Genomic DNA, 22619 nt, shown 5'->3' with positions numbered 1-22619 from the left:
CGTCAGCGCGGCGCGGCACCTCCAGCGCCCGCCGGCGCCACCGACGCCCGCGCGCTACGGGCCGGTCGCACGAACCAGGCCAGGACGACGCTCACCACGAAAACCACGAGAAGGTACGAACCGAGTGTAGCCAGTCCGATACCCGCAATACCGGCGATCGCCGCGAGGGCCAGCAGCACCGAGCGCCCCTCCCAGCCCAGCGTCGCCGCGTGCAGGGGCGGTGCCGCCTGCCGCTTCTCCAGCCGAGCGGTCAGGTCGTAGTGGTGCACGGTGAGCACGAAGACGTACCCGAAGATCAGCCAGCCGGGCGCCGCACCGACCACCCCGACCGCGATGGCGAACAGGTACTCGGCGGCCCGCAACGCCGCGGGCACCAGCCAGTCCAACGGACCATTGTGCGCCGCCCCGGCACCCAGGCCGCCGACCAGCAGCACCAGCAGCGCCACCGGCACCGCCCAGCGCAGCCCCTCGGGCGCGTCGCTCAGCAGCGCCCCGACCAGCAGCACCGCCGGGCCGAGCGCGGCGATCACCGCCAGGGTCAGCGGCCCCATCGGGCGGACCACCGGCAACCAGCGGGCCAGCGGCCCGTCGTCGCGGTGCAGGGTGGCGTCGACCGTGTCCAGCACCGGCACCCACATCCAGCGGGCCCGCAGCGTCCGCAGCGCCCCGGTGTACGCGAACGCCAGCACCCCCCAGACCAGCACGGCGATCAGGCTGACCAGCGGGTTGAACAGCGCCACCGTCAGCGCGATCAGCGCCCACCGCTCACCGATCGGGAAGACCACTGTCCGCTTCAGCCAGTACGACACCGACCCGGTGTCCGCCTGCACCCTTGTCGACGCCGCGTTGAGCCGGTCACCGATCCCGCCGCTGGCGTTCGTCGCCGTACGCGGGCGACGGGCCGCCTCGTCGTGCAGCACCCCGTACCAGGTGTCGGTCATGTGCCGGACGGTCTGCAACGTCATCGCGGCGATCGCGAGCGCCCACCCGTTGCCCAGCCCGGCGTGGCTCACCCCGAAGCCCAGCCCGGCGTAGACCAGGTACTCCTTGGCCCGGTCCGCCATCGTGTCCAGCCAGCCGCCCCAGGCGCTGAAGTGCCGGGTGTAGCGGGCCAGTTGGCCGTCCACGCAGTCCAGCACGAAGCCCAGGTAGAGCAGCACCGCGCCACCGACCAGCGCGGGCCGCCCACCGACCCCGAACAGCACCGCCGCGCCCAACGCGAAGAGCACCGAGATGACCGTCACCCCGGTCGGGGTGAGCCGGAGCCGGGCCGAGAGCCGGACCACGTACGGCGACCAGGTGCTGACGAAGTAGGTGGAGAAGAAGTCGTCCTTCTCCTTCACCGACAGCCGCAGCTCGGCCCGGTCCTCGTCGACAGCTGTCACCGCCGCCTCGGCAGCGGTCAGCCCGGCCGGGTCCTCGACCCGGTGGGCGACGAGCAGGCGTACCCGCTGGGCGAAGATCAGGGTGCCGAGCGCCGCGAGGCCCGCGAAGAGCCGGTCCACGGCGGACCCGGGGCCACCGGCCGCGACCGACCCCCCGGACCCGGACCCGCCGGTCGCCGGCAGCGGCGCCACGTCGCCGGCCGGGCCGATCGGGGCGGCGACGGGGAGCATCCCGGACGCGGCGGCCCGGGCGGCGGCCGCGAGGGTCGGCAGGTCGTCCACGCCGACCCGCAGCGCGCCGCCGAACACGCCGGTGGCGGCCCCGTCGAGGGCGTCCAACGCGCCGGCGTCGACCACCTGGCCGCGTTCCTCGCGCACTGCGGTCCGACCGGGCACCGGCGGGTCACCGAGGACCAGCGCCACGGTGGGGCCCACCGGGCTGGTGGCCAGGTGCCGCAGTACGGCGGTGTGCGCGACCAGGTCCGTGCCGGTGACCAGCACCGGGGCGGTCGCGGTGCTGACCAGGTCGGACAGCTCGTCGAGGTTGGCGGCGAAGCGCACCTCGTCCGCCCCGGCCAGGCGCAACTGGGCGGCCAGCCGGTCGGCCAGCGGCTCACCGGTCGCGGTGTTCAGGCCCGCCGCGGGTGTCCCGGCGGCGAGCACGATCGCGAGCGTCACCGCGGGACCGCGGCGTGGTACGCGTCGAGCGCCTCGGCGATGGTGCCGTCGAGCGTCAACCGGCCCGCGTCGAGGTACAACCCCCGACGGCAGAACCGGGTCAGGTCCTTTTCGTTGTGTGACACCAGCACCAGCGTGCGCCCCTCCCCGAGCAGACGATCAATAGTCGCGTAACACTTCTTGCGGAACTCCGCGTCCCCGACCGCTGTCACCTCGTCCATCAGCAGGATCGGGTGCGGCAGGTGCGAGATGATCGCGAAGCCCAGCCGCACCTTCATCCCCGACGAGTAGTGCCGCACCGACGTGTCGATGGCCCGTTCCACCTGCTCACCGGCGAACTCGACGATCTCGTCGAAGTGCCGCTTCAGGTAGCCCGTCGACAGTCCGTGCAGCCCACCGACCAGGTGCAGGTTCTCCCGCCCGGTCAGGTCGTTGGAGAAACCGGCGGACAACTCCAGCAACGGCGCCACCGCGCCGTGCACCCGGATGCCGCCCTCGTCCGGAATGAGCACCCCGGCGATCAGCCGCAGCAGTGTGCTCTTGCCGGTGCCGTTGCGCCCGATCACCCCGACGGTCTCGCCCGGCTCGATGCTGAACGACACGTCCCGCAGCGGCCAGAACTGGCCGGGCAGCGCGCCACGGGCGCCCCGGTGGATGAACAACTCGCGCAGCCGCAGCTGGCGGCGACGGTTGCGGACGAACCGAATGCCCAGGCCGTCGGCCTCGATGATCGGCGCGGCCACCTCAGAGCTCCTTGAGCACGGCGGGCTCCAACCGGCGGAACGACCACCAACCGGCGGCCAGCACCAGCACGCTGCCGACGATCGTGGTGGCGAGCAGCCGGGCGTCCGGGAACTCGTCCGGATACCAGATCGCGTGGTGCAGCTGGAAGATCCCGACCAGCGGGTTCAGCTCGTACACCACCTTCAACCAGCCGGGCAGCCCGGACTCCCGGACCAGGCTGAGCGGATAGATGATCGGCGTGGCGTAGAAGAGCACCCGGATGATCAGCCGCATCAGCCGTTCCACGTCGCGCATCAGCACGTTCCACGCGGACAGCAGCAGGGCGAGCCCGGTCAACAGGACGGCCTGGACGGCCACCGCCAGCGGCAGGGAGAGCAGCGACCAACCGGGGTGAATCCGACCATGCACTGCGTAGATCACCGCGATGGCGATCAGGATCGGCAGGCCGGCCGCGTACTCGGCGAACCGGCCGGTGACCCGGCCGATCGGAAAGACCTGACGCGGCACGTTCATCGTGGTGATCAGCCGGGACTGACCGGTCAGCGCGTTCGTCGCCTCGCTCAGCGCCGAGCTGGTCCACATCCAGGCGAAGATGCCGGTGATCAGGAACAACGGGTACGACCCGGCCGCCTCACCGAGGTGCCGACCGGTGTCCCGGGAGTAGAGCACCCCGAAGACGAACCAGTAGATGGCGCCCATGCCGAGCGGCTCGATCAACGACCAGAAGTAGCCCAGCACCGACTGCTGGTACTTGACCGCGAGATCCCGCCTGACCAGGATGCGCAGCGAGTTGCGGTGCGACCACAACGCCGCGACGCCAGAGGTCACCGCAGCCTCCCGCCTCCTGAAACGGACGACAGGTTAGCAGTCGGTGAACGATTGCCCCGAATCGACCGGACTCAGCACTCGATCACGTTGACGGCCAAACCGCCACGCGCCGTCTCCTTGTACTTGACCTTCATGTCGGCGCCCGTCTCCCGCATGGTCTTGATGACCTTGTCCAGCGACACCTTGTGCACCCCGTCGCCGCGCAGCGCCAGCCGGGCGGCCGTGATCGCCTTGATGCTAGCCACCGCGTTCCGCTCGATGCAGGGGATCTGCACCAGGCCACCCACCGGGTCACAGGTCAACCCGAGGTTGTGCTCCATCCCGATCTCGGCGGCGTTCTCCACCTGCTCCGGGGTGCCACCGAGCGCCTCGGCCAACCCCGCCGCCGCCATCGAGCACGCCGAACCGACCTCACCCTGGCAGCCCACCTCGGCGCCCGAGATCGACGCGTTCTCCTTGAACAGCACACCGATCGCCCCCGCCGTCAGCAGGAACCGCACCACACCCTCGTCATCGGCGTCCGGCACGAACCGGGTGTAGTAGTGCAGCACCGCCGGAACGATCCCGGCCGCGCCGTTGGTCGGCGCGGTGACCACCCGGCCGCCTGCGGCGTTCTCCTCGTTGACCGCGAGCGCGAACAGCGTCACCCAGTCCATCACGTGCAGCGGGTCGGCCGACCCGGCCTCCGCCTCCAGGCCGCGCCGCAGCTCCGCCGCGCGCCGCCGAACCTTCAACCCCCCAGGGAGTACGCCGTCCCGCTCGCAGCCGCGCTGCACGCACTCCTGCATCACCCGCCAGATCTCCAGCAGACCCGCCCGGATGTCCGCCTCGCTGCGCCAGGAAAGCTCGTTGGCCAGCATCACCTCGCTGATCGACAGCCCGGTGCGGGTGGTGACGTCGAGCAGTTGCGCCCCGGTCAGGAAGGGGTACCGCACCACCGTGCTGTCCGGCTTGATCCGGTCCGCCCCCGCCGCCTCCTCGTCCACCACGAACCCGCCACCGACGGAGTAGTAGGTGCGGCTGCGCAGCACAGCACCGGCCCGGTCGTACGCCACGAAGGTCATCCCGTTCGGGTGGTACGGCAACGACCGGCGGCGGTGCAGCGTCAGGTCCCGATCCGGGTCAAAGTCGATTTCGTGCGCGTCGAGGATGTTGAGCCGCCGTTCGGCCCGGATCCGCTCGACCCGAGGCCCGACGGTGTCCGTGTCGACGGTCTCCGGCGACTCACCGGCCAACCCGAGCAGCACCGCCGGACCGCTGCCGTGACCGTGCCCGGTGGCACCCAGCGAGCCGAACAGCTCGGCCTGCACCCGCGCCGTGTCGCTGAGCAGCCCGTCGGCCTTCAGCCCACCAACGAACGTCCGCGCGGCCCGCATCGGCCCCACAGTGTGTGAGCTGGACGGCCCGATACCGACGCTGAAGAGGTCGAAAACACTGATCATGGCTGCTTCCTCGCCGTCGTCCCGGCGTACGGGACCCGGCCGGGTCGTGACCGCCGGTCTGGCGGCCCCGCTCGTGACCGTCCGGGGTATGGGGTGCCGGCCCTCCGGGGTGTGGAAGGCCGATCAGCCAGCCTACCCGCCCAGCTCACCGCCCACCCGGTCCGGGACGTGAACACCGGACCACCGTCTCCCGCCCGACGGCGGCGTGCGGTGGGCGGGGCGGGGAGGCGTCAGCGGGGGGCTGCCCGGGTAAAGCACCTACGGGTCCACGGGTTGCCGCTCATCCTCGGGACCGAGGGCGAGGTGGCCATCCCCTTCTACCGTGGATTGCAGACGCGGCGCACCGCCGCAGAGTGGGAGTACGACGATGAGTCGCAAACTGGTCCGGCCCCGCGAGGGGCGCATGCTCGCCGGTGTCTGCGCCGGCCTCGGGCGGCGGTTCGGCATGTCGGCCGGAATGGTCCGGCTGCTGTTCCTGCTGTCGCTGCTGCTGCCCGGCACGCAGGTGATCGTCTACCTGATCCTGTGGGTGCTGATGCCGAACGAGGACCGCTACCTGGCCTCCACCGGCCACTGATCCCGCCCCGCGCACCTGACGTAATCGCAGATCTTGGACAGTTTCCGTTAGCAACCAACGCGGGGCACCACACGGAAGCGCCCGCTCCGACGGAAGTCGGTGCGGGCGCTTCGGCGTACGGGACGCAGGTCAGGGGGCTATGTAGGTGACAGTGATCTGCTGGTAGCCGAGGGAGCGGAGCAGCCCCTCCAGCATCTTGCGGGTGTTCTCCTCGGCTCGGGCGGAGAGCCCGCTGTCCCGGGCGGCGGCGGTGATCCGGTCCTCGGCGAGCTGGTAGACCTGCTGCTGCCGGTTGGGGTCGTTGCCGACCAGGTCACCGAGTCGGTTGAGCAGACCACGCTGCTCGGCGAAGACGTAGCTCTTCTCCATGTCGAGGTTGGTCTCACCGAGCTGCGGCGCGGGCAGCTTGATCTCGACGGACTTGCCGTCGGCGGACTGGACGACGGCACCCTCACCGATCTTGGTGAAGTCGACGTACGCCTCGACGCTGCCGGCCCCGACGAACAGGGTGCGCTCGTTGAGCAGGAAGTCCGGAACGTTGCGCCGGTCGTTCTGCGTGTCGACCACCACCTGGAAGTTGCCTTCCGCGGCCACGTAGCGGCTGAGGTCCTGGATCGACTTCAGCAGCGGTGGCTGACTGCGGTCGGTCTGCTCCTTCGCGAACGGGTTGCGGAACTCCGGCAGGATCCCGGTCGCCTGAATGCCGAGCAGCACGACCACGGCCAGCGCGGCGGCGCCGAGCAGCAGGAGCAGACCGCGGGCCGCCCCACCGCCACCGCCACCGACGGGGCCATCGCCATCGCTCGGCGGGCCACCGGGGCCAACAGGCCCACCGGGACCGGCCGGCTCGCCGGGGCCACCCGGCGTATCAGCGATCCACTCGGGTGTCGCGGTCGACCGCGCCTTGAGATCGTCACCGGTCGGGTAACCGGGGAACTCCCTCGTGGGCTCGTTGCTGCCAGCGTCGCGGGCCATCACGCTCACCGTCCTCGTCAGACAAGTCGTCTGTCAATGACGGTACGGCCCCGATACGACAGTCGCGCGGCGAGCGCCAGGAAGTGACGAACGGGCAGGTCAGGCGAACGCGGAGAGGCCGGTGAGCCGCTGCCCGATGACCAGTTGGTGGATCTCGGAGGTGCCCTCGTAGGTCAGCACGCTCTCCAGGTTGTTGGCGTGCCGCATCACCGGGTACTCACCGGAGACGCCGTTGGCGCCGAGGATGGTGCGACACTGCCGGGCGATGGCCAGGGCCTCCCGCACGTTGTTCAGCTTGCCCACGCTGACCTGCTCGGGCCGCAGCCGCCGGGCGTCGGCGAGCCGGCCCAGGTGCAGCGCGAGCAGTTGCCCCTTCACCAACTCGACTGCCATGTCGGCGAGCTTCGCCTGGGTGAGTTGGAAGCCGGCCAGTGGGCGACCGAACTGGGTGCGGTTGGTCGCGTACGCCAGTGTGGTTTCCAGGCAGTCGCGGGCCGCGCCGACCGCGCCCCAGACGATGCCGTAGCGGGCCTCGGTGAGGCAGCTCAGCGGCGCCTTGAGCCCGACCGCCTCGGGCAGTTGGGCGTCGGCCGGCAGCCGGACGTCGTCGAGCACGATCTCGCCGGTCACAGACGCGCGCAGCGACATCTTGAGGCGGATCTCCCGGGCCGTGACGCCGGGAGTGTCAATGGGTACGGCGAAACCCCGTACGCCCTCGTCGGTGCGCGCCCAGATCACCGCGACGTCCGCGATCGGGGCGTTGGTGATCCACATCTTGCCGCCGGTGAGCACCCAGTCGTCGCCGTCGCGGCGGGCCCGGGTGGCCATCGAGGCGGGGTCGGAGCCGTGATCAGGCTCGGTGAGGCCGAAGCAGCCGATCGCCTCACCGGTGGCCATCGACGGCAGCCACCGTCGCTTCTGCTCCTCGCTGCCGTAGCGCCAGATGGCGTACATGGCAAGCGATCCCTGCACGGAGACCAGGGAGCGGAGGCCGGAGTCGCCGGCTTCCAACTCCTGGCAGGCCAGCCCGTAGGCGACCGCGGAGGCACCGGCGCAGCCGTAGCCGGTCAGGTGCATGCCGAGCAGGCCGAGCTTGCCGAACTCGCGGGCCAACTCCCGGGCGGGCACCTTGCCGTCCTCGTACCAGTCGGCGACGTGGGGTCGCACCCGGTCGTCGACGAGTTGACGGACGACGTCGCGGATCTGCCGCTCCTCCTCGCTGAGCGACGGGTCCAGGTCGAGCAGGTCCAGCGCAGCGGTCATGGACGCCACCCTAACGAAGGTTCAGCGCGGGAAAGAAGGGCTCGTCACTCGATGGGCTCGGAGAGCACCAGCACTCGCGCGTGGATCTGGTTGCGCTGCTGGAGGGCGGCGCGCAGCGCCCGGTGCAGCCCGTCCTCCAGGTAGAGCCCGCCGTTCCACTGCACGACGTGCGGAAAGAGGTCACCGTAGAAGGTGGAATCCTCGGCGAGGAGCTTGTCCAGCGCCAACTCGCGCTTGGTGGTGATCATCTGATCCAGGCGCAGTGGCCTCGGCGGGATCTCCGCCCACTGCTTGAGCGTCAGATTGTGCTCCGGATAGGGACGCCCGTCCCGGACCGCTCTGAAGATCACGACGGCACGCTCCCCTCCCCGTGGCCGGGCCGACCGACGGCGCCGAGCCGGGCCGCGGCGGGCACCGCGCGGCGCGGCACCGATGACCGTGCCAGCCTAGCCGCCCAGCGCACGCTACGTTCTGCTCCCTGATGTCAGTTTCGCTATCGCTCGTCCGATCCTCAACCGGACGAACGGGACGTCCGTGTCAGTTCCACCGGCCGCGCCGCACGACCTCGTCCATCGGGCGACGTCCACGGCGCAACGATGGTGACCGATGGTCGGCTGCACGGTAACCGATTGTGACGGCGCCGATGGGTTGATACTCCGCCGGCACGCCGAACGCGTCCCGGTAGGCGGCGAGCCGCTGCGGCGGAATGCCGAAGAAGCACGCCCCCAGCCCCTCGTCCACAGCGGTGAGCAACATCAGCAACGCCGCGAATCCGGCGTCCACGTGCCAGTACGGCACCGGCCACCGGTCCGTGGACTGATCCGTCCAGCCCTTGTCCGGCTCCGCGTACCGCCGCAGGTAGGCCGACTCGTTGGCGTGCGGCACCACGATCAGGGGTGCCCGGCGCATGCCCGCGAGCCAGCGCTCCCGCCCACCGCCATCGGGGGTGGTGGCGGCCCAGAACCGGTCCCGATCGGCCAGCTCCTCCAACACCAGGAAACCCCAGCCCTGGGCGAAGCCGGCCGACGGCGCGCGGACCGCATGGTCGAGCAACCGGTCCACCACGTCGGGCGGGACGGGGCGGTCCGGGTCGTAGTTGCGCACCATCCGCCGTCGGCGGACGACCTCGGCGAACTCCATCAGGCGCCGGGGCGGATGCCCCAGGCACCTCGCCAGGTAGTGCCGGGCTTGAGGGTGAGCAGGTCCTTGCCCGACCGGAACGCGTCCGGTGGGCAGGTCATCGGCTCGACCGCCACCGAGCGGCGGTACCGATCGCCGGTGAGGGCGTCCCCGGTGAACACCTGCCACCAGCCGAACTCGGCGTCCGCCCAGATGCTCACAGCGGCCGAACCGTCCGGCGCGGCGAGGCTCACCGACGAACCGCCGTCGGCGTCCCGGATCACCTCGCCGAAGCAGGAGTCCAGCACGGCCGCGCCGATCCGGCGAGGGCTGGTCCAGTCGTACTCGGTGCCGGCCACCGGGGTCACCCCCACCGGCAGCAGCCGACCGTCCACCAGCACCCGGCTCCGGGTGGGCAGCCGCAACACCAGGTCGTCCACAGCGACGCCCGGCAGTTGCAGGTACGGGTGCACGGAGAAGCCGAACGGGGCCAGCTCCCCACCGATGTTCGTCACCTCGTGCTCGGCGCGCAGCCCGTCCGCGTCGACGCTCCACCGGCTGCGCAGCCGCAGCGGCCACGGGTAGCCGGGCTGCGGCGGCAGGTCGTAGCCGACCGTCACGGCGTCCGCCGACTGCTCCAGCAACTGCCACGGCACCCAGTTGACCAGCCCGTGGATGGCCACGTGCCGCTCCGGCTCGGTCAGCGAAAGCTGGTGCGTCCGCCCGTCGAACGAGTAGCGACCATCGCGGATCCGGTTCGGCCAGGGTGCCAGCACCTGCCCGGTGCAACCGGGGCAGACCTCGTCGGTCTGGTACCCGTCGAGCAGGTCGACACCGTCGTGCCGGTACGTCCGGAGCCCACCGCCGACCTCCACGATGACGGCCTCGTGGCCGGCGGCGGAGATGGTCCACTGGGCGCCGGAGAACGGGCGCGGATCGGGGCTTTCCATGCCGGCGACACTAACCGGTCAGGTCCGGTTGTCGCTCGACGCCGTCGCCGCCCGGTAACGCAGCAGCGCCGGGAACGCGACAGCCAGCACCACCACGAGCACCGCGGAGGCGAGCCCACCGGCCACCCAGGCCACCCCGCCACCGAACCCGGCGGCCATGGTGCCGGCGCGCAGATCGCCCAGGCGTGGGCCACCCGCCACCACTACGGTGTTCACGCCCTGGAGTCGGCCGCGCATCCGGTCCGGTGCGTAGACCAGCAGCATCGACTGACGCAGTACCGCGCTGATCAGGTCGGCGGCGCCGGCCACGGCGAGCAGCACGACCATCAACCAGAGCTGGTGGGCCAACCCGGCCGCGGCGATCGCCAGGCCCCAGCCGACCACCGCGAGCACCAGGCCGAGCCCCTGGCGGCGGAGCCGGCCGATCCAGCCGGAGGTCAACCCACCGATCATCGAGCCGATCGCGATGGCGCTGTAGAGCAGACCGACCGAGCCACCGCCGCCGAACCGCTCGTGCGCGATCTCCGGAAAGAGGGCCCGTGGCATGGCGAGGATCATCGCGATCAGGTCCACCCCGAAGGACAGCAGCAGGACCGGGGTGGTGGCCAGGTAGCGGAACCCGTCGACGACGCTGGCCAGACCGGCACGCCGGGCCTGGCCGTCGGCGGTGGGCTCGGGCGGGAGCGAGGGCAGCCGCAGCGCGGCCCAGAGCATCGCTGTGAACAGCACCGCGTCCAGCCCGTAGGCGATCGGCAGGACCACAGTGGTGTCCGGCGAGGCGGAGAGGATCAGGCCGGCGGCGAGCGGGCCGGCGACCGAGGCGGCGGTGAAGGTCGTGTAGTTCAGCGTGGTGGCGGACGCCACCAGGTCGTCCGGCACCAGCCGGGGCAGCATGGCGCTGCGGGCCGGCGAGCTGATCGCGAAGGCCACCGACTGCAACGCCATCAACGCCAGCAGCAGCACCGGGCTGCCCACGTCGAGCACCGCCTGGAGCAGCAGCCCGAGAGTGGATGCCCAGAGCAACAATGAGCCGCCGAGCAGCACCGCACGCCGGTCACGGGCGTCGGCGACCGCGCCGCCCCAGAGCCCGAAGACCAGCAACGGTACGAAGGCGGCCACGCCCAGCAACCCCACCCAGAACGAGTCCCGGGTCAGGGCGTACATCTCCACCGGCACCGCGACGGCGGTGAACTGGAAGCCGAACATCGCCACCGTGTTGCCGAGCCAGAGCCGGCGGTACGCCGGAACCCGCAGCGGACGTACGTCGATCGCCCAGCGGCGCGCTGCGCGCGGCCGGGTCTCCCGCACACCCGTCACGGCGCCAACCGCTCGACGATCCAGTCACCCTGATCAAGGCGACGGAAGCGGAGCCGGTCGTGCAACCGGCCGGCCCGGCCCTGCCAGAACTCCACCGACTCGGGTTGGACCCGCAGCCCGCCCCAGTGCGACGGAGCCGGGATCTCGGCCTGGTCGGCGAACCGCTCGGCCACCTCCTGGTACCGCTGCTCCAGCGCCGCCCGACCCGACACCACCTGCGACTGTGGGCTGGCCCAGGCACCCAGTTGGGAGCCGCGCGGCCGGCTGGCGAAGTACGCCTCGCTGGTGGCGCGGTCGACCGGCGCGACCCGTCCGGCGACCACCACCTGACGCTGCATGGGAAACCACGGAAAGACCAGGCTGGCGTACGGGTTGGCGGTCGCCTCGACGCCCTTGCGCGACAGATGGTTGGTGAAGAAGACGAAGCCCTCCGGGTCGTACCCCTTCAGCAGCACCGTCCGCCCGCTCGGCCGGCCGGCCGAGTCGGCGGTGCCCACCACCATGGCGTTCGGTTCGGGCAGCCCGAAGGCCACCGCGTCGGCGAACCAGCTGTCGAACTGGGTGTGCCAGTCGACGGCCAGGTCAGCCTCGGTCAGGCCCAGGTCCGCGGCGTACTCGTTACGCATCGCGGCCGGGGCGGGTGTGTCACCCGTCACGTCCCCACTCCTTTTCGGGGGCCCCGCCAGCACCCTCCCGCGCTGACCAGCCCGCCCTGCCCAGTCTCACTGAGCCGCGCGGAGAATGCGCGTCCGGGGATGTCGCGTGCAGCACAGTCGCAGCGGGTCGCGTATCCCTTACTCAGCAGGCAGTATGTTCCGAACACATCCCTGAGGGTCGCCTAAGGCGCTCGGCCGATCGGGCCGGATGAGCGATCGGGCGCACCGACCAGATCCAGGAGAGCGACATGGCCGATTTCAAACCCGGGCTGGAGGGCGTCGTCGCCTTCGAGACCGAGATCGCCGAACCTGACCGTGAGGGCGGTGCGCTGCGCTATCGCGGAGTCGACATCGAGGATCTGATCGGCCAGGTGTCGTTCGGCAACGTGTGGGCACTGCTTGTCGACGGCCGGTTCGGGCCGGGCCTGCCGCCGGCGGAGCCGTTCCCGGTGCCGGTGCACTCCGGTGACATCCGCGTCGACGTGCAGTCCGCGGTCGCCATGCTGGCCCCGTACTGGGGTCTCAACCAACTGCTGGACATCTCCGACGAGCAGGCCCGTGAGGATCTCGCCCGGGTCTCGGTGACCGCGCTCTCCTTCGTCGCCCAGTCCGCCCGCGGCCTCGGCCTGCCGGCGGTGCCGCAGAAGGAGATCGACAAGGCGCAGACCATCGTCGAGCGGTTCATGAAGCGCTGGCGCGGCGAGCCCGACCCGCGGCACGTCAAGGCCGTCGACGCGTACTTCATCTCGGCCGCCGAGCACGGCCTGAACGCGTCCACCTTCACCGCTCGCATCGTCGCCTCCACCGGGGCGGACGCGGCTGCCTGCATCTCGTCGGGCATCGGGGCCCTCTCCGGCCCGCTGCACGGCGGCGCCCCGTCCCGGGTGCTCAGCATGCTGGAGGCGGTGGAGCGCAGCGGCGACGCGGAGGGCTACGTCAAGGGCGTCCTCGACCGCGGCGAGCGGTTGATGGGCTTCGGCCACCGCGTCTACCGTGCCGAGGACCCGCGCGCCCGAGTGCTCCGGCGTACGGCCAAGGAGCTGGGCGCGCCGCGCTTCGAGATCGCCGAGGCACTGGAGAAGGCCGCCCTCGCCGAGCTTCAGGCCCGCCGCCCGGACCGGGTACTGGCCACCAACGTCGAGTTCTGGTCGGCCGTGGTGCTGGACTTCGCCGAGGTGCCGGCGCACATGTTCACCTCGATGTTCACCTGCGCGCGGATGGGCGGCTGGAGCGCGCACATCCTGGAGCAGAAGCGCCTGCAGCGGCTGGTCCGCCCGTCCGCCCTCTACATGGGCCCGGAGACTCGCAAGCCGTCCGACGTCGAGGGCTGGGCCGCCATCCCGCACGGCGTCTGAGCTGGTAGGCAAGGGTCCCTCCTCGACGTCAGGCGTCGAGGAGGGGCCCTTCTCGTTGGTTACCGGGGCCGACTGTGGCGAAGGACTCAGACCGACCGCCGGGACCCCGCCCATCGCCGTTCGGTCCGGGTGCGAGGATGAGGGCCGGCAGTGTCGCCGGGCCCGCCCTCGCCCTTGCGGAAGGATCTTCAAGACCGTGGCTGACGCACCGATCATCCGGATTCCCGATGAGATCAAGCCCGCCGACGGACGCTTCGGCTGCGGCCCGTCCAAGGTCCGCCCGGCGGCGGTGTCCGCTCTCGCCGAGGTCGCGACCACCTACCTCGGCACCTCGCACCGGCACAAGACGGTCCGTGACCAGGTGGCCCGGCTGCGCTCCGGCATCGCCGAGTTCTTCTCGCTGCCCGAGGGCTACGAGGTGATCATCGGCAACGGCGGCACCACCGCGTTCTGGGAGGTCGCCACCTTCGGCCTGATTCGCGACCGGGCCCAGTTCGCCAGCTTCGGCGAGTTCGGCGCCAAGTTCGCCAAGTCGGTCAAGGACGCCCCCTTCCTGGGTGAGCCGACCGTCCGCAAGTCCGACGCGGGCAGCGCGCCGACGCTGGTCGCCGAGTCCGGCGTGGACGCCTACGCGACGCCGCAGAACGAGACCTCGACCGGTGTGGCCGTGCCGATCAGCCGGGTGGCCGGCGCCGACGAGGGCGCACTGCTGCTGGTCGACGCGACCTCCGGCGCGGGTGGCCTGGAGGTCAACGTCGGTGAGACCGACGTCTACTACTTCGCCCCGCAGAAGTGCTTCGGCTCCGACGGTGGTCTCTGGCTGGCTCTGATGTCCCCGGCGGCACTGGACCGGGCCGCCGAGATCAAGGCGTCCGGGCGTTACATCCCCGCCTTCCTCGACCTGGTCACCGCGATCGACAACTCGCGGCTGGAGCAGACCTACAACACCCCGGCGCTGGCCACCATCTTCCTGGCCGCCGAGCAGACCGACTGGATGAACGCGCAGGGCGGCCTGTCCTGGGCGGCGAAGCGCACCGCCGAGAGCGCCGCCGCGGTCTACGGCTGGGCCGAGCGGTCCAGCGTGGCCACCCCGTTCGTCACCGACCCGGCGCTGCGCTCCAACGTGGTCGCCACCATCGACTTCGCCGACGGGGTGGACGCCACTGCGATCGCCAAGGCGCTGCGCGCCAACGGCATCGTGGACACTGAGCCCTACCGCAAGCTCGGTCGCAACCAGCTGCGGGTGGCGCTGTTCCCGGCCGTCGAGCCGGCCGATGTCGAGGCGCTCACCGCGTCCATCGACTACGTGGTCGAGCGACTCTGACGTTCGTCACGGTCGGTGTCCGTTGGGGCCTCCACGGACACCGACCGTGATCATCGCCGCAGCTCAGTCACGACATGCGGGGTGTCGCTTCCCCCACCCCGAGGCAGATGCGCGTACGGTGGTCCGAGACGCCTGGGTGGCCGACTCGTGGCGTGCGGCCAGCGAAGCGGGACGGAGGCAACGCTATGCGCCCAGTACGCTTCGTCGCCCTCTCCGAGGACGGCCAGGCCCTGGTGCTCGCCGACGAGGTGGGGCGGCTCCTCGCCCTGCCGATCGACGAACGCATCGCCGGCGTGATGCACCCCGAGCCGGGTGCACCGCCGCTCGCGGTCGCACCGAGCACCGTCGATCCGATTCCCTCACTGTCTCCTCGGGACATTCAGGCCCGCATCCGCTCCGGTGAGTCCGCGGAGGATGTCGCCCGGATCGCCGGGGTTCCGGTCGACCGCGTGCTGCGCTATGCCGGCCCGGTGTTGCAGGAGCGGGCGATGCTCGCCCAGCACGCCCGCCGCACCCGCCTCAAGGGCGCGGAGAAGCCCACCCCGCTCGCCGAGGTGGTCAACGGTCGGCTGAGCCAGCACGGCATCGACACCGAGAAGATCTCCTGGGACGCGTACCGGCGTGACGACGGCACCTGGCGGATCATCGCCACCTGGCCGTCGGGGAAGGCCACCGCGCAGGCCATCTGGGACATGGACAAGGCCCGGCAGGTGGTCACGCCGCACGACGACATGGCGCAGTACCTGTGCGCCGAGCGGCCCACGCCGATCCTCGGCCAGGAGCCGGCACCGGAGCGGACCGGGCACGCCCTGCCCGGTCCGTCGCGTGGCGAGCCGAGCCGTGGTGGGCACGGGTTGCCTGCCGCGTCCGAGCACCCGCGCCCCGGCCGCGATCCGATCCGGGCTGGCCGGGACGCGCTGCTCGCCTCACTGGACCGCCCGCTCGGCGGTTCGTCGGGTCGTGGCCTGGAGCCGCGTACCCCGGCTGCTCTGGCCGGGTCGGACGCTCCTCGACAGCGGCCCGTCGGCGGGGGTGCCGCCGCGCTGCTCGGTGGCGGCCAGGGGTCGGCCTTCGAGGACGACTCGGACGCGCCCAAGGAGGTGCCGGCCGTGCCGTCGCTCGCGGTGCTGCGACCCCGAAGGACGGCCGCCGCGGCGGCCTCCGGCGAGTCCACCGACGCCAACGGCAAGCCGCGCAAGCGGTTGCCGAGCTGGGACGACGTGCTCTTCGGCAGCGGCCCGGCCGCCCGCGAGTCTTCCTGACGCTTCGCGTTGACGGGTGACGCACCGTCACCCGTCAACGCGTGCGTTCGGGCCTCACCGAATGGCTCCGGCGTCTTCCCGATGAGGGGCGGCGACCCCGCGTACTGCCTCGGCGACGGCGCGGAAGTCCTTCTTGAGGATCGCACCGTGGTTGCTGGCGACCTTCGCCCCGATGGTGATGTGCGGGTTGCGGACGGTCACCGCGTCGAGGCTGGCACGGATCTGCTCCTGCTCGTCCCCGCGACTGCCGAGGGACGCTCCCGAGGCGACCACGTACCGCACCGGGACGGTGATGGCGTCCAGGACCGGGCCCAGTTGGCGCTCGCGGGAGAGTTCGCCGAGTTCGATGTTGCTGTCCGCCATCTGGTCGGCGTTCATCCGTGGGGTCAGGCCGGTCGGGCGCAGCAGCGGCATGAACAGGTTCATCCGTCGGAACATCTTGCGGATCCGCTGCGCCATGGGCTCGTCGAGCCAGTCGTGCGGGAACGCGCCGTCGACCAGGACCGCGCCCAGGGCACGCTCCGGGTTCCGGTTGGCCCAGTGGGCCCCGACCACTGCTCCGTAGGACCAGCCCACCAGCACCGCCCGGGCCACCCCCCGGGCGGCGAGAACGGCGTCGACGTCCCGGACGGCCGCTTCGAACGAGTAGTCGGCTGAGCGCTTCGACTTCCTGCCGCGAGCCCGCTCGTCGTAGGTGATGTGCCGGAATTCGGTACCCAACTCGGCGATGACCCGCCGCCAGTAGCCCTGGGTGGCGAACTGGCCGTTGAGGTAGACCAGCGGGATGCCGGGGCCGCCGGTGTCGGTGACGGCCAGGGCGGTGTCGTCGACCGGCACCATGCCGGTCCAGGCCGAACTGGTCGAGGACATGCTGTTGTTGGTCATCTCGATCCGTCCCTTTCAGAGGCTGCGGGCGTGGATGTCGCCCTGCAGGGTGCTGGCGTGGATGTCGAGCTCGACGGTGCCGTCGTTCTTGAGGGCGTTGCTGACGCGGCCGTGGCCGGTGCCGGCGTCGAGGGCGGCCGAGACACCGGCCGCCGCCGCGATCGAGATGTCGCCGGACTGGGTACGGAGGACGACAGTGCCGCGCGTGGCCTCGGCGACAGTGATGTCACCCCGGGCGGTGCTGATCTCGGCGGGGCCGTTGAGCCGGCCGACCTCGACGTCGCCGTCGATCGCGGTGAGGCGGACACTCGCGGCCTCGTCAATCTTGATCTTCTGGTACGCCCCGTCGAAGGCGACGTCGCCGAGGCGGCCGACGCCCCGAAGCTCGGCGCTGGCGGCCCTGGCCTCGACGTGGGAGCCGGCGGGCACCCGGACGGTGACCTCCAGGGAGCCGGAGGGGCCGAAGAGCTTGTTGACGGGAGGTGCGGTCGTGATTCGCAGGACGCCGTCGGCGTAGGCGACGGTGGTCTGCTCGGCGGCAGTGGTGTCGCTGCTCTTGGCGGGGTCGGCCGGGAGGATCTCGACTGTGGTGTCGGCGCGGTCCGCGGCGATGAGCTGGATGCGTCCGGCAGGGATGTCCAGGACGGCGGAGATGGGGGCGGGTGTGTCGAACGTCTGCATCGTGCTCTCCCAGGTCGGCGCTTGTTTCTTATGTGGGAAACGCTACGTTGCTTTCCGATTTTTACAACACCCTCGTTGCAGCGAATCAGTGTTTTAGCTGCTCAGCTATGCAAACTTGTTGCAACGGGCCTGAATCTAATGCAACGCCATGCCCGTCGTCGTTGCATCGGTGTGCGCGTTAACGCTATGGTGACGGGGTCGAGGGCCGCCGCCCTGCGGGACCACGAGGGGAGATCGCGATGCCGGGAGGCAGGCTCAGCCAGCAGGAACGCCAGCAGATCGCGCTGGGGCTGGCCGACAGCCTCCCCTACGCCGAGATCGCCCGACGCCTCGACCGTCCCACCTCGACTGTCACGCGCGAGGTGATGCGCAACGGCGGCCCCACCGGCTACCGCGCCGATCTGGCCCACCATGCGACCGAGCGTCGCGCCCACCGGCGCAAGCCCGCCCCCTCCCGTGGGGCCGAGGCGGCCCGCCGACCAGACGGACGCGACGCCCAGGCCGTGGTCGACTACGAGGAGGCGTTCACCACAGTCCTCATGGCCTCCGGTCTGAACAAGATGGCGGCCCGAGTGCTGACCAACCTGTTCCTCACCGACTCGGGCAGTCTCACCGCGTCCGAGCTCGCCCAGCGCCTCCAGGTCAGCCCGGCGTCGATCTCCAAGGCGATCACCTTCCTGGAGAGCCAGAGCCTCGTCCGTCGCGAACGCGACGAACGCCGCCGCGACCGCTACGTCGTCGACGACGAACTCTTCTACCAGGCGACGATCGCCAGCGCTCGGGCCAACGACCATCTCGTCGCGCTCGCACGCCAGGGTGTCGCCCTCCTCGGCGCGCACACCCCGGCCGCCGCCCGACTGGAGAACATCGCCCGCTTCCTCGACTTCATCAGCGAGAGCATCACCCGCGCCGCCGAACAGGCCCGCGAGGTTCTCCGCAGCAGGCCTTCCACAGCGACCAGCGACGTGCCGCCGGGTCACAGCGACCAGGCGGCGATCCGTTCGTAGCGCGGTCGGCCGCCGAGGTTGCTGCGCACCAGCAGCAGCTCCGACGCCGCGACGCGCAGACGGGCGACCTGCGCGCCGAGGTGATTGAGCGCCTCGGCGGACGGGCGGGCCGAGACGAAGAGTCGCACAGCGTGCGGTCGTTCAGCGGTGCCGCTGCCGAAGCCCCGCCCGGGCCGCCGGCAGGGCCAGCCCGGCGGCGTGCAGCACGCCCTCCACCCGGACCCGCTCGATCTCCTGATCGACGCCGTCCAGCTCGGCGAGGTGTTCGGCGATGCCGAGGGCGCGGCAGGCGAGGCGAAGCCGGTCGTCGTACGCCTGGAGCAGCGCGCTGTGCCAGACCATCGAGCGACCGCTGCCGCCGACCCGCTGACCGCCAAGACGGCGCAGGTCGGCGGCGAGCTGCTCCAGCGGCCGGCGGTCAGCGCTGTCGAACTCACTGAGATCGATGTCTCGGGTCAGCGCGTCGGCCTCGATGGCACGGTCGAGACGGGCGATCGTGCGTTTCTCCCGGCGGCGGTCACGCCACTCCGACCAGCCGCAGACCACCCGGTCGAGAATCTCGTCGTAGCAGAAGAGCAGGGCGAACGCCGCCGGCAGAGTGGCCACGGCGAGGAACGCCAGGGCCAGCATCAGCGCGCGTCCGACTCCCACGTATCGACGCTAAGCCCCACCGTGCCACCCCGCCACCGGTTTCGCCGCATCCGCGCGATCCGCGCAACCGGACCCGGCCGGCGCCGGTGGTAAACCTCAGCAGTCGGTGGACGTGACGTAGAAACGGGGCATCGGCAGCACCCGGAACCGCAGCCGGGCACCGGAGTGGCGGAGCTGCCAGGTGAGGGCGATCACCGCGGCGGCCAGCGAGATGAGCCCACCCATCCAGATGCTGGCACCGGCACCGTAGTGCTCCGCGACCCAGCCGATCAGCGGCGCGCCGACCGGGTTGGTGCCCAGGAACACCAGCACCCACAGGGCCATCACCCGTCCCCGGAAGGCCGCGTCGACGCCCATCTGGATCCGCTGGTTGGCGGCCTGGGCGAAGAAGACCATGCAGAAGCCGGTCGGCACCAGCAGCGCCACGACCAGCCAGTACGCCGTGGAGAGACCGACCAGGGTGCCGAAGCTGGCGCAGGCGATCGCCGCGCCGAGCACCAGCCACACCGATGGGCGGCTACGGCGACCGGTGCCGCTGAGCGCGCCGCCGAGCGCGCCGACGGCCAGTGCCGTGCTGAACAGGCCGAAGGAGGCGGCGCCGGTGTGGAAGACCGTCTTCGCCAACGCGGCCAGGGTGAGCTGGAAGTTGAACAGCGACATGCCGATCACCGACATGATCGCCATCGGCAGCAGCAGGTCGGGGCGGCGCCACACGTACCGCAGCCCGTCGACGACCCGGGCGGACGCCCGCTCGTCACGGGGCAGCAGGGCGTCGCGGTGCAGGTCGGTCGTCCGCATCCGGACCACGTTGACCAGGGGCGCGACCGAGCTGAGGGCGGTGAAGAGGAAGACCGGGCCGACGTCGAACGCGGCGATGGCCAGGCCGGCCACTGCCGGGCCGACGATCCGGGCGGAGTTGAACACGGCGGCGTTGAGCGACAGCGCGTTGGGCAGCAGCGGCGTGCCGACCAGTTCGGAGACGAACGCCTGCCGGACCGGGGTCTCCACCGCGTTGGCCGTGCCGAGCAGCGCGGCGAAGGCGAAGACGTGCCAGAGCTGCACCAGGTCGGTGAGGACCAGCACCGCCATGCCGAGCGCCAGCAGGCTCCAGAAGGCGTTGGCGGCGAAGAGCAGCACCCGCTTGTCGTACCGGTCGGCGAGCCGGCCGGAGAGCAGGGTGAGCAGGAGCACCGGGGTGAACTGGCAGGCGGTGACCACGCCGAGCGCTGTCGCCGAGTTGTTGGAGAGCTCGAGGACGAGCCAGTCCTGGGCGATGAACATCATCCAGACGCCGATCAACTTGATCAACTGCCCGGATGCGAAGAGGCGGTAGTTGCGGACCTGTAGGGACTGGAACATCGTGCTCAGCTTCGCCTGCACTCTTGGTGCGCCTCCTCCGGACGTACGCGTCATCGACAGGTGACGGCACGGACCCGGTGGCGCGGGTGCGGCTCAGGCGCGAGCGAGCTGCTGAAGAATCTCGGCGGCCCTCTGCAGGGTCTCCCGTTCGTCCTCGTCGAGTGCGGCCAGCCGGTGGGACAGCCACTCGTCGCGGGCCCGCTCGAACTGGTCGAGCACGGCCTGCCCTCCTTCGGTCGCCGCGAGGATGACCTGCCGCCCGTCGGTCGGATGGGGCGTCCGCCGCACGAGGCCGCGGTCCTCCAACTTTCCGACGATCTTGGTCATCGTCGGCGGCTGCACCCGCTCAACGTCGGCCAGCTCCCGGGGTGTCATCGCGCCCGCCAGCCGCAGGCTGGTGAGCGCGGAGACCTGGGTGACCGTGAGGTCGCCGACCGGTCGGGCCTGTCGGACCCGCCGGTTGAGTCGGGTGATCGCATCACGCAGCTGGGGAGCCAGCTGCGCCGGTGGCACGCGTTCCGCCGTCACCGTCCGCTCCGTCACAGTAGTTAGCTTAACTAATGAGCATGGCTAACGACATCCGTTATGACCAGGCTCACGAGGGGATTCAGATGGTACGGGCGGGGAATCCCGATCGACTCCCCGCCCGGACGGCTCAGAGCACCAGGGACTCGATCGGCCCACGCAGGAAGTACAGCACGAAGAGCGCGGCCACCCCGTACAGCAACGGGTGGATCTCCCGGGCCTTGCCCCGCGCCAGCTTGACCACCACGAAGGTGATCAGGCCAGCGCCGATCCCGTTGGAGATCGAGTAGGTGAACGGCATCAGCACGATGGTGAGGAACGCCGGAATGGCGATCTCGTAGTCGGACCAGTCGATGGTCCGCACCGCGGTCATCATCAGGAACCCGACCACCACCAGGGCCGTCGACGCCGCCTCGAACGGCACGATCACGACCAGCGGCGCCAGGAACATCGCGAGCAGGAAGAGCGCGCCGGTGACCAGGTTGGCCACGCCGGTCCGCGCACCCTCCGCGACACCTGCCGCGCTCTCGATGTACGACGTGTTGCTGGAGGTACTGGCCGCACCGCCGGCCGCCGCCGCGATCGAGTCGACCAGCAGGATCTCCTTGGCCTTCGGCGGGGTGCCCTGCTCGTCGAGCAGGCCGCCCTCCTGGCCGACCGCGACCATCGTGCCCATGGTGTCGAAGAAGTCCGTGATCAACAGCGTGAAGATGAACATCAGCACGACCAGCCAACCGGCCCGGCCCCACGAGTCCAGCACGTTGAACTTGCCGAGCAGCGACAGGTCCGGCAGGTCGACCACCGACTTCGGCAGCTCCGGCACGTTCAGCGACCAGCCCTTGGGGTTCGGCTGACCGTTGACGAACGACGGGCCGATGTTGCCGATCGCCTCCACGATCACCGCCAGCACCGTCGAGGCGAGGATGCCGATCAGGATCGCGCCCTTCACCCGACGGACCACCAGCACCAGCGTGATCAGCAGGCCCACCACGAAGACCAGCATCGGCCAGCTCACCAGCTTGCCGCCGATGCCCAGGCCGACCGGAACTGTGGTGTTGGCATCATCCGGGATGCGCCGGACGAAGCCGGCGTCCACCAGGCCGATGATGGTCAGGAACAGACCGATGCCGACCCCGATCGCGCTCTTCATCTGGGTCGGCACCGAGCGGAACACAGCGGTCCGCAAACCGGTCAGCACCAGCACCGTGATGATCAGACCCTCGATCACCACCAGACCCATCGCGTCTGCCCAGGTCATCTCGGGTGCGATCTCGTACGCCACCAGGGCGTTGACACCCAGACCGGCGGCGAGCGCCAGCGGGAACCGGCCGACCACACCCATCAGGATGGTCATCAGGCCGGCGACCAACGCGGTCGCGGCGGCCAGCGCCGGAATCGGAAGGCTCTTGCCGTCACCGTCGACGGCGCCGCCCAGGATCAGCGGGTTGAGCACCACGATGTACGCCATCGTGAAGAAGGTCGCCAGGCCACCGCGTACCTCACGGCTCAACGTCGAGCCACGGGCGGAGATCTCGAAGAACCGGTCGAAACCGTTACGCGGATGAGCGGGGTTGGAAGGTGTGCCGTTCTCGGGCGGCGCTACGGCCATCAGGTCCTCGCAGGTGATCTTCCAGTG

The 22619-nt window shown here is 70.8% G+C and carries 23 protein-coding genes; 5 read left to right on the top strand and 18 right to left on the bottom strand.

The genetic code is table 11. From position 1 onward, the window contains the following. Nucleotides 1-2: 2 nt before the first annotated feature. From KBX08_RS10505 to KBX08_RS10490, 4 genes are all read right to left on the bottom strand, one after another. Nucleotides 3-2063 carry a DUF5941 domain-containing protein gene (locus tag KBX08_RS10505; protein ID WP_210782829.1) on the bottom strand — a complete coding sequence of 687 codons (2061 nt, stop codon included), beginning with the start codon at nt 2061-2063 and terminating at the stop codon, nt 3-5. Continuing rightward, nucleotides 2060-2806, bottom strand: a complete 747-nt coding sequence (locus KBX08_RS10500) for an ABC transporter ATP-binding protein (RefSeq protein WP_210782827.1) — start codon at nt 2804-2806, stop codon at nt 2060-2062. Before KBX08_RS10500 ends, KBX08_RS10505 begins: the two co-directional genes overlap by 4 nt. Nucleotide 2807: 1 nt before the next feature. Further along, nucleotides 2808-3635, bottom strand: a complete 828-nt coding sequence (locus tag KBX08_RS10495) for an ABC transporter permease (RefSeq protein WP_091395221.1) — start codon at nt 3633-3635, stop codon at nt 2808-2810. A 71-nt stretch (nt 3636-3706) separates the two neighbouring features. Continuing rightward, complete coding sequence (locus KBX08_RS10490; protein ID WP_210782825.1) at nt 3707-5077, bottom strand: L-serine ammonia-lyase; 1371 nt, start codon at nt 5075-5077, stop codon at nt 3707-3709. A 367-nt stretch (nt 5078-5444) separates the two neighbouring features. Here KBX08_RS10490 and KBX08_RS10485 point away from each other — a divergent pair, with 367 nt between their 5' ends. Beyond that, nucleotides 5445-5654 (top strand): PspC domain-containing protein, encoded by a 210-nt coding sequence (locus KBX08_RS10485; RefSeq protein ID WP_030329606.1) that lies wholly within the window; start codon nt 5445-5447, stop codon nt 5652-5654. Nucleotides 5655-5783: 129 nt separating this feature from the next. Here the strand turns inward: KBX08_RS10485 and KBX08_RS10480 are convergent, their stop codons facing one another. The 7 genes from KBX08_RS10480 to pdxH all read right to left on the bottom strand — a co-directional run bounded on the left by KBX08_RS10480 (nt 5784) and on the right by pdxH (nt 11904). After that, complete coding sequence (locus KBX08_RS10480; RefSeq protein WP_210782823.1) at nt 5784-6629, bottom strand: DUF4230 domain-containing protein; 846 nt, start codon at nt 6627-6629, stop codon at nt 5784-5786. Nucleotides 6630-6728: 99 nt separating this feature from the next. Beyond that, entirely contained in the window at nt 6729-7892 is a 1164-nt protein-coding gene (locus tag KBX08_RS10475) for an acyl-CoA dehydrogenase family protein (protein WP_210782821.1), read from the bottom strand. Between the two features lie 44 nt (nt 7893-7936). Beyond that, the gene (locus KBX08_RS10470) at nt 7937-8242 is read right to left on the bottom strand and encodes a type II toxin-antitoxin system VapB family antitoxin (RefSeq protein WP_030329612.1); all 306 of its coding nucleotides are present in this window, start codon (nt 8240-8242) and stop codon (nt 7937-7939) included. A gap of 187 nt (nt 8243-8429) precedes the next feature. Beyond that, nucleotides 8430-9032 carry a nitroreductase family protein gene (locus KBX08_RS10465; protein WP_091395235.1) on the bottom strand — a complete coding sequence of 201 codons (603 nt, stop codon included), beginning with the start codon at nt 9030-9032 and terminating at the stop codon, nt 8430-8432. Continuing rightward, nucleotides 9032-9961 (bottom strand): aldose 1-epimerase family protein, encoded by a 930-nt coding sequence (locus KBX08_RS10460; protein WP_210782819.1) that lies wholly within the window; start codon nt 9959-9961, stop codon nt 9032-9034. The genes KBX08_RS10465 and KBX08_RS10460 overlap by 1 nt, the downstream gene beginning before the upstream one ends. A gap of 18 nt (nt 9962-9979) precedes the next feature. Beyond that, the gene (locus KBX08_RS10455; protein ID WP_210782817.1) at nt 9980-11278 is read right to left on the bottom strand and encodes an MFS transporter; all 1299 of its coding nucleotides are present in this window, start codon (nt 11276-11278) and stop codon (nt 9980-9982) included. Continuing rightward, nucleotides 11275-11904, bottom strand: coding sequence for a pyridoxamine 5'-phosphate oxidase (pdxH, locus tag KBX08_RS10450; RefSeq protein ID WP_210782939.1), 630 nt, complete (start codon nt 11902-11904; stop codon nt 11275-11277). The genes KBX08_RS10455 and pdxH overlap by 4 nt, the downstream gene beginning before the upstream one ends. A gap of 278 nt (nt 11905-12182) precedes the next feature. Here pdxH and KBX08_RS10445 point away from each other — a divergent pair, with 278 nt between their 5' ends. The 3 genes from KBX08_RS10445 (at nt 12183) to sepH (ending at nt 15875) form a co-directional block, all read left to right on the top strand. After that, the gene (locus tag KBX08_RS10445) at nt 12183-13289 is read left to right on the top strand and encodes a citrate synthase 2 (RefSeq protein ID WP_210782815.1); all 1107 of its coding nucleotides are present in this window, start codon (nt 12183-12185) and stop codon (nt 13287-13289) included. A gap of 196 nt (nt 13290-13485) precedes the next feature. Then, on the top strand, nt 13486-14613 hold the full coding sequence (gene serC / locus KBX08_RS10440) for a phosphoserine transaminase (RefSeq protein WP_210782813.1): 1128 nt from the start codon (nt 13486-13488) through the stop codon (nt 14611-14613). 185 nt (nt 14614-14798) lie between these two features. Then, nucleotides 14799-15875, top strand: coding sequence for a septation protein SepH (gene sepH / locus KBX08_RS10435; RefSeq protein WP_210782811.1), 1077 nt, complete (start codon nt 14799-14801; stop codon nt 15873-15875). Nucleotides 15876-15929: 54 nt separating this feature from the next. Here sepH and KBX08_RS10430 read toward each other — a convergent pair whose 3' ends face one another. Both KBX08_RS10430 and KBX08_RS10425 read right to left on the bottom strand, forming a co-directional pair. Next, on the bottom strand, nt 15930-16760 hold the full coding sequence (locus tag KBX08_RS10430; RefSeq protein WP_210782810.1) for an alpha/beta fold hydrolase: 831 nt from the start codon (nt 16758-16760) through the stop codon (nt 15930-15932). A 15-nt stretch (nt 16761-16775) separates the two neighbouring features. Then, nucleotides 16776-17441 carry a DUF4097 family beta strand repeat-containing protein gene (locus KBX08_RS10425; RefSeq protein ID WP_210782808.1) on the bottom strand — a complete coding sequence of 222 codons (666 nt, stop codon included), beginning with the start codon at nt 17439-17441 and terminating at the stop codon, nt 16776-16778. Nucleotides 17442-17680: 239 nt separating this feature from the next. Between KBX08_RS10425 and KBX08_RS10420 the strand changes: the two genes are divergently transcribed. Then, nucleotides 17681-18448: a helix-turn-helix domain-containing protein gene (locus KBX08_RS10420; protein ID WP_210782806.1), complete on the top strand. Its 768-nt coding sequence runs from the start codon at nt 17681-17683 to the stop codon at nt 18446-18448. On the opposite strand, the gene KBX08_RS10415 is transcribed toward KBX08_RS10420, so the two are convergent. The 5 genes from KBX08_RS10415 to KBX08_RS10395 form a co-directional block, all read right to left on the bottom strand. Then, on the bottom strand, nt 18418-18576 hold the full coding sequence (locus KBX08_RS10415; protein WP_210782804.1) for a hypothetical protein: 159 nt from the start codon (nt 18574-18576) through the stop codon (nt 18418-18420). The two genes, KBX08_RS10420 and KBX08_RS10415, sit on opposite strands and share 31 nt — an antisense overlap. A gap of 13 nt (nt 18577-18589) precedes the next feature. After that, entirely contained in the window at nt 18590-19099 is a 510-nt protein-coding gene (locus tag KBX08_RS10410) for a hypothetical protein (RefSeq protein WP_210782803.1), read from the bottom strand. A gap of 96 nt (nt 19100-19195) precedes the next feature. Next, complete coding sequence (locus tag KBX08_RS10405) at nt 19196-20479, bottom strand: MFS transporter (RefSeq protein ID WP_203120305.1); 1284 nt, start codon at nt 20477-20479, stop codon at nt 19196-19198. Nucleotides 20480-20551: 72 nt separating this feature from the next. Then, complete coding sequence (locus KBX08_RS10400) at nt 20552-21001, bottom strand: MarR family winged helix-turn-helix transcriptional regulator (RefSeq protein WP_210782802.1); 450 nt, start codon at nt 20999-21001, stop codon at nt 20552-20554. Nucleotides 21002-21113: 112 nt separating this feature from the next. Next, complete coding sequence (locus KBX08_RS10395; protein WP_210782800.1) at nt 21114-22592, bottom strand: NCS2 family permease; 1479 nt, start codon at nt 22590-22592, stop codon at nt 21114-21116. Between the last annotated feature and the right edge of the window lie 27 nt (nt 22593-22619).

The organism is Micromonospora sp. H61 (assembly GCF_018070325.1).
GTDB classification, from domain to species: Bacteria; Actinomycetota; Actinomycetes; order Mycobacteriales; family Micromonosporaceae; genus Micromonospora; species Micromonospora salmantinae.
The sequence above is the reverse complement of the archived record's forward strand: the minus strand, read 5'-3'. Positions and strand labels throughout refer to the sequence as shown.

Coding starts and splice junctions, on each gene's coding strand:
- KBX08_RS10490 (WP_210782825.1), bottom strand. CDS start 5,077: ATGATCAGTGTTTTCGACCTCTTCAGCGTCGGTATCGGGCCGTCCAGC.
- KBX08_RS10485 (WP_030329606.1), top strand. CDS start 5,445: ATGAGTCGCAAACTGGTCCGGCCCCGCGAGGGGCGCATGCTCGCCGGT.
- KBX08_RS10480 (WP_210782823.1), bottom strand. CDS start 6,629: ATGGCCCGCGACGCTGGCAGCAACGAGCCCACGAGGGAGTTCCCCGGT.
- KBX08_RS10475 (WP_210782821.1), bottom strand. CDS start 7,892: ATGACCGCTGCGCTGGACCTGCTCGACCTGGACCCGTCGCTCAGCGAG.
- KBX08_RS10465 (WP_091395235.1), bottom strand. CDS start 9,032: ATGGAGTTCGCCGAGGTCGTCCGCCGACGGCGGATGGTGCGCAACTAC.
- KBX08_RS10460 (WP_210782819.1), bottom strand. CDS start 9,961: ATGGAAAGCCCCGATCCGCGCCCGTTCTCCGGCGCCCAGTGGACCATC.
- pdxH (WP_210782939.1), bottom strand. CDS start 11,904: ATGCGTAACGAGTACGCCGCGGACCTGGGCCTGACCGAGGCTGACCTG.
- KBX08_RS10445 (WP_210782815.1), top strand. CDS start 12,183: ATGGCCGATTTCAAACCCGGGCTGGAGGGCGTCGTCGCCTTCGAGACC.
- sepH (WP_210782811.1), top strand. CDS start 14,799: ATGCGCCCAGTACGCTTCGTCGCCCTCTCCGAGGACGGCCAGGCCCTG.
- KBX08_RS10430 (WP_210782810.1), bottom strand. CDS start 16,760: ATGACCAACAACAGCATGTCCTCGACCAGTTCGGCCTGGACCGGCATG.
- KBX08_RS10425 (WP_210782808.1), bottom strand. CDS start 17,441: ATGCAGACGTTCGACACACCCGCCCCCATCTCCGCCGTCCTGGACATC.
- KBX08_RS10420 (WP_210782806.1), top strand. CDS start 17,681: ATGCCGGGAGGCAGGCTCAGCCAGCAGGAACGCCAGCAGATCGCGCTG.
- KBX08_RS10395 (WP_210782800.1), bottom strand. CDS start 22,592: ATGGCCGTAGCGCCGCCCGAGAACGGCACACCTTCCAACCCCGCTCAT.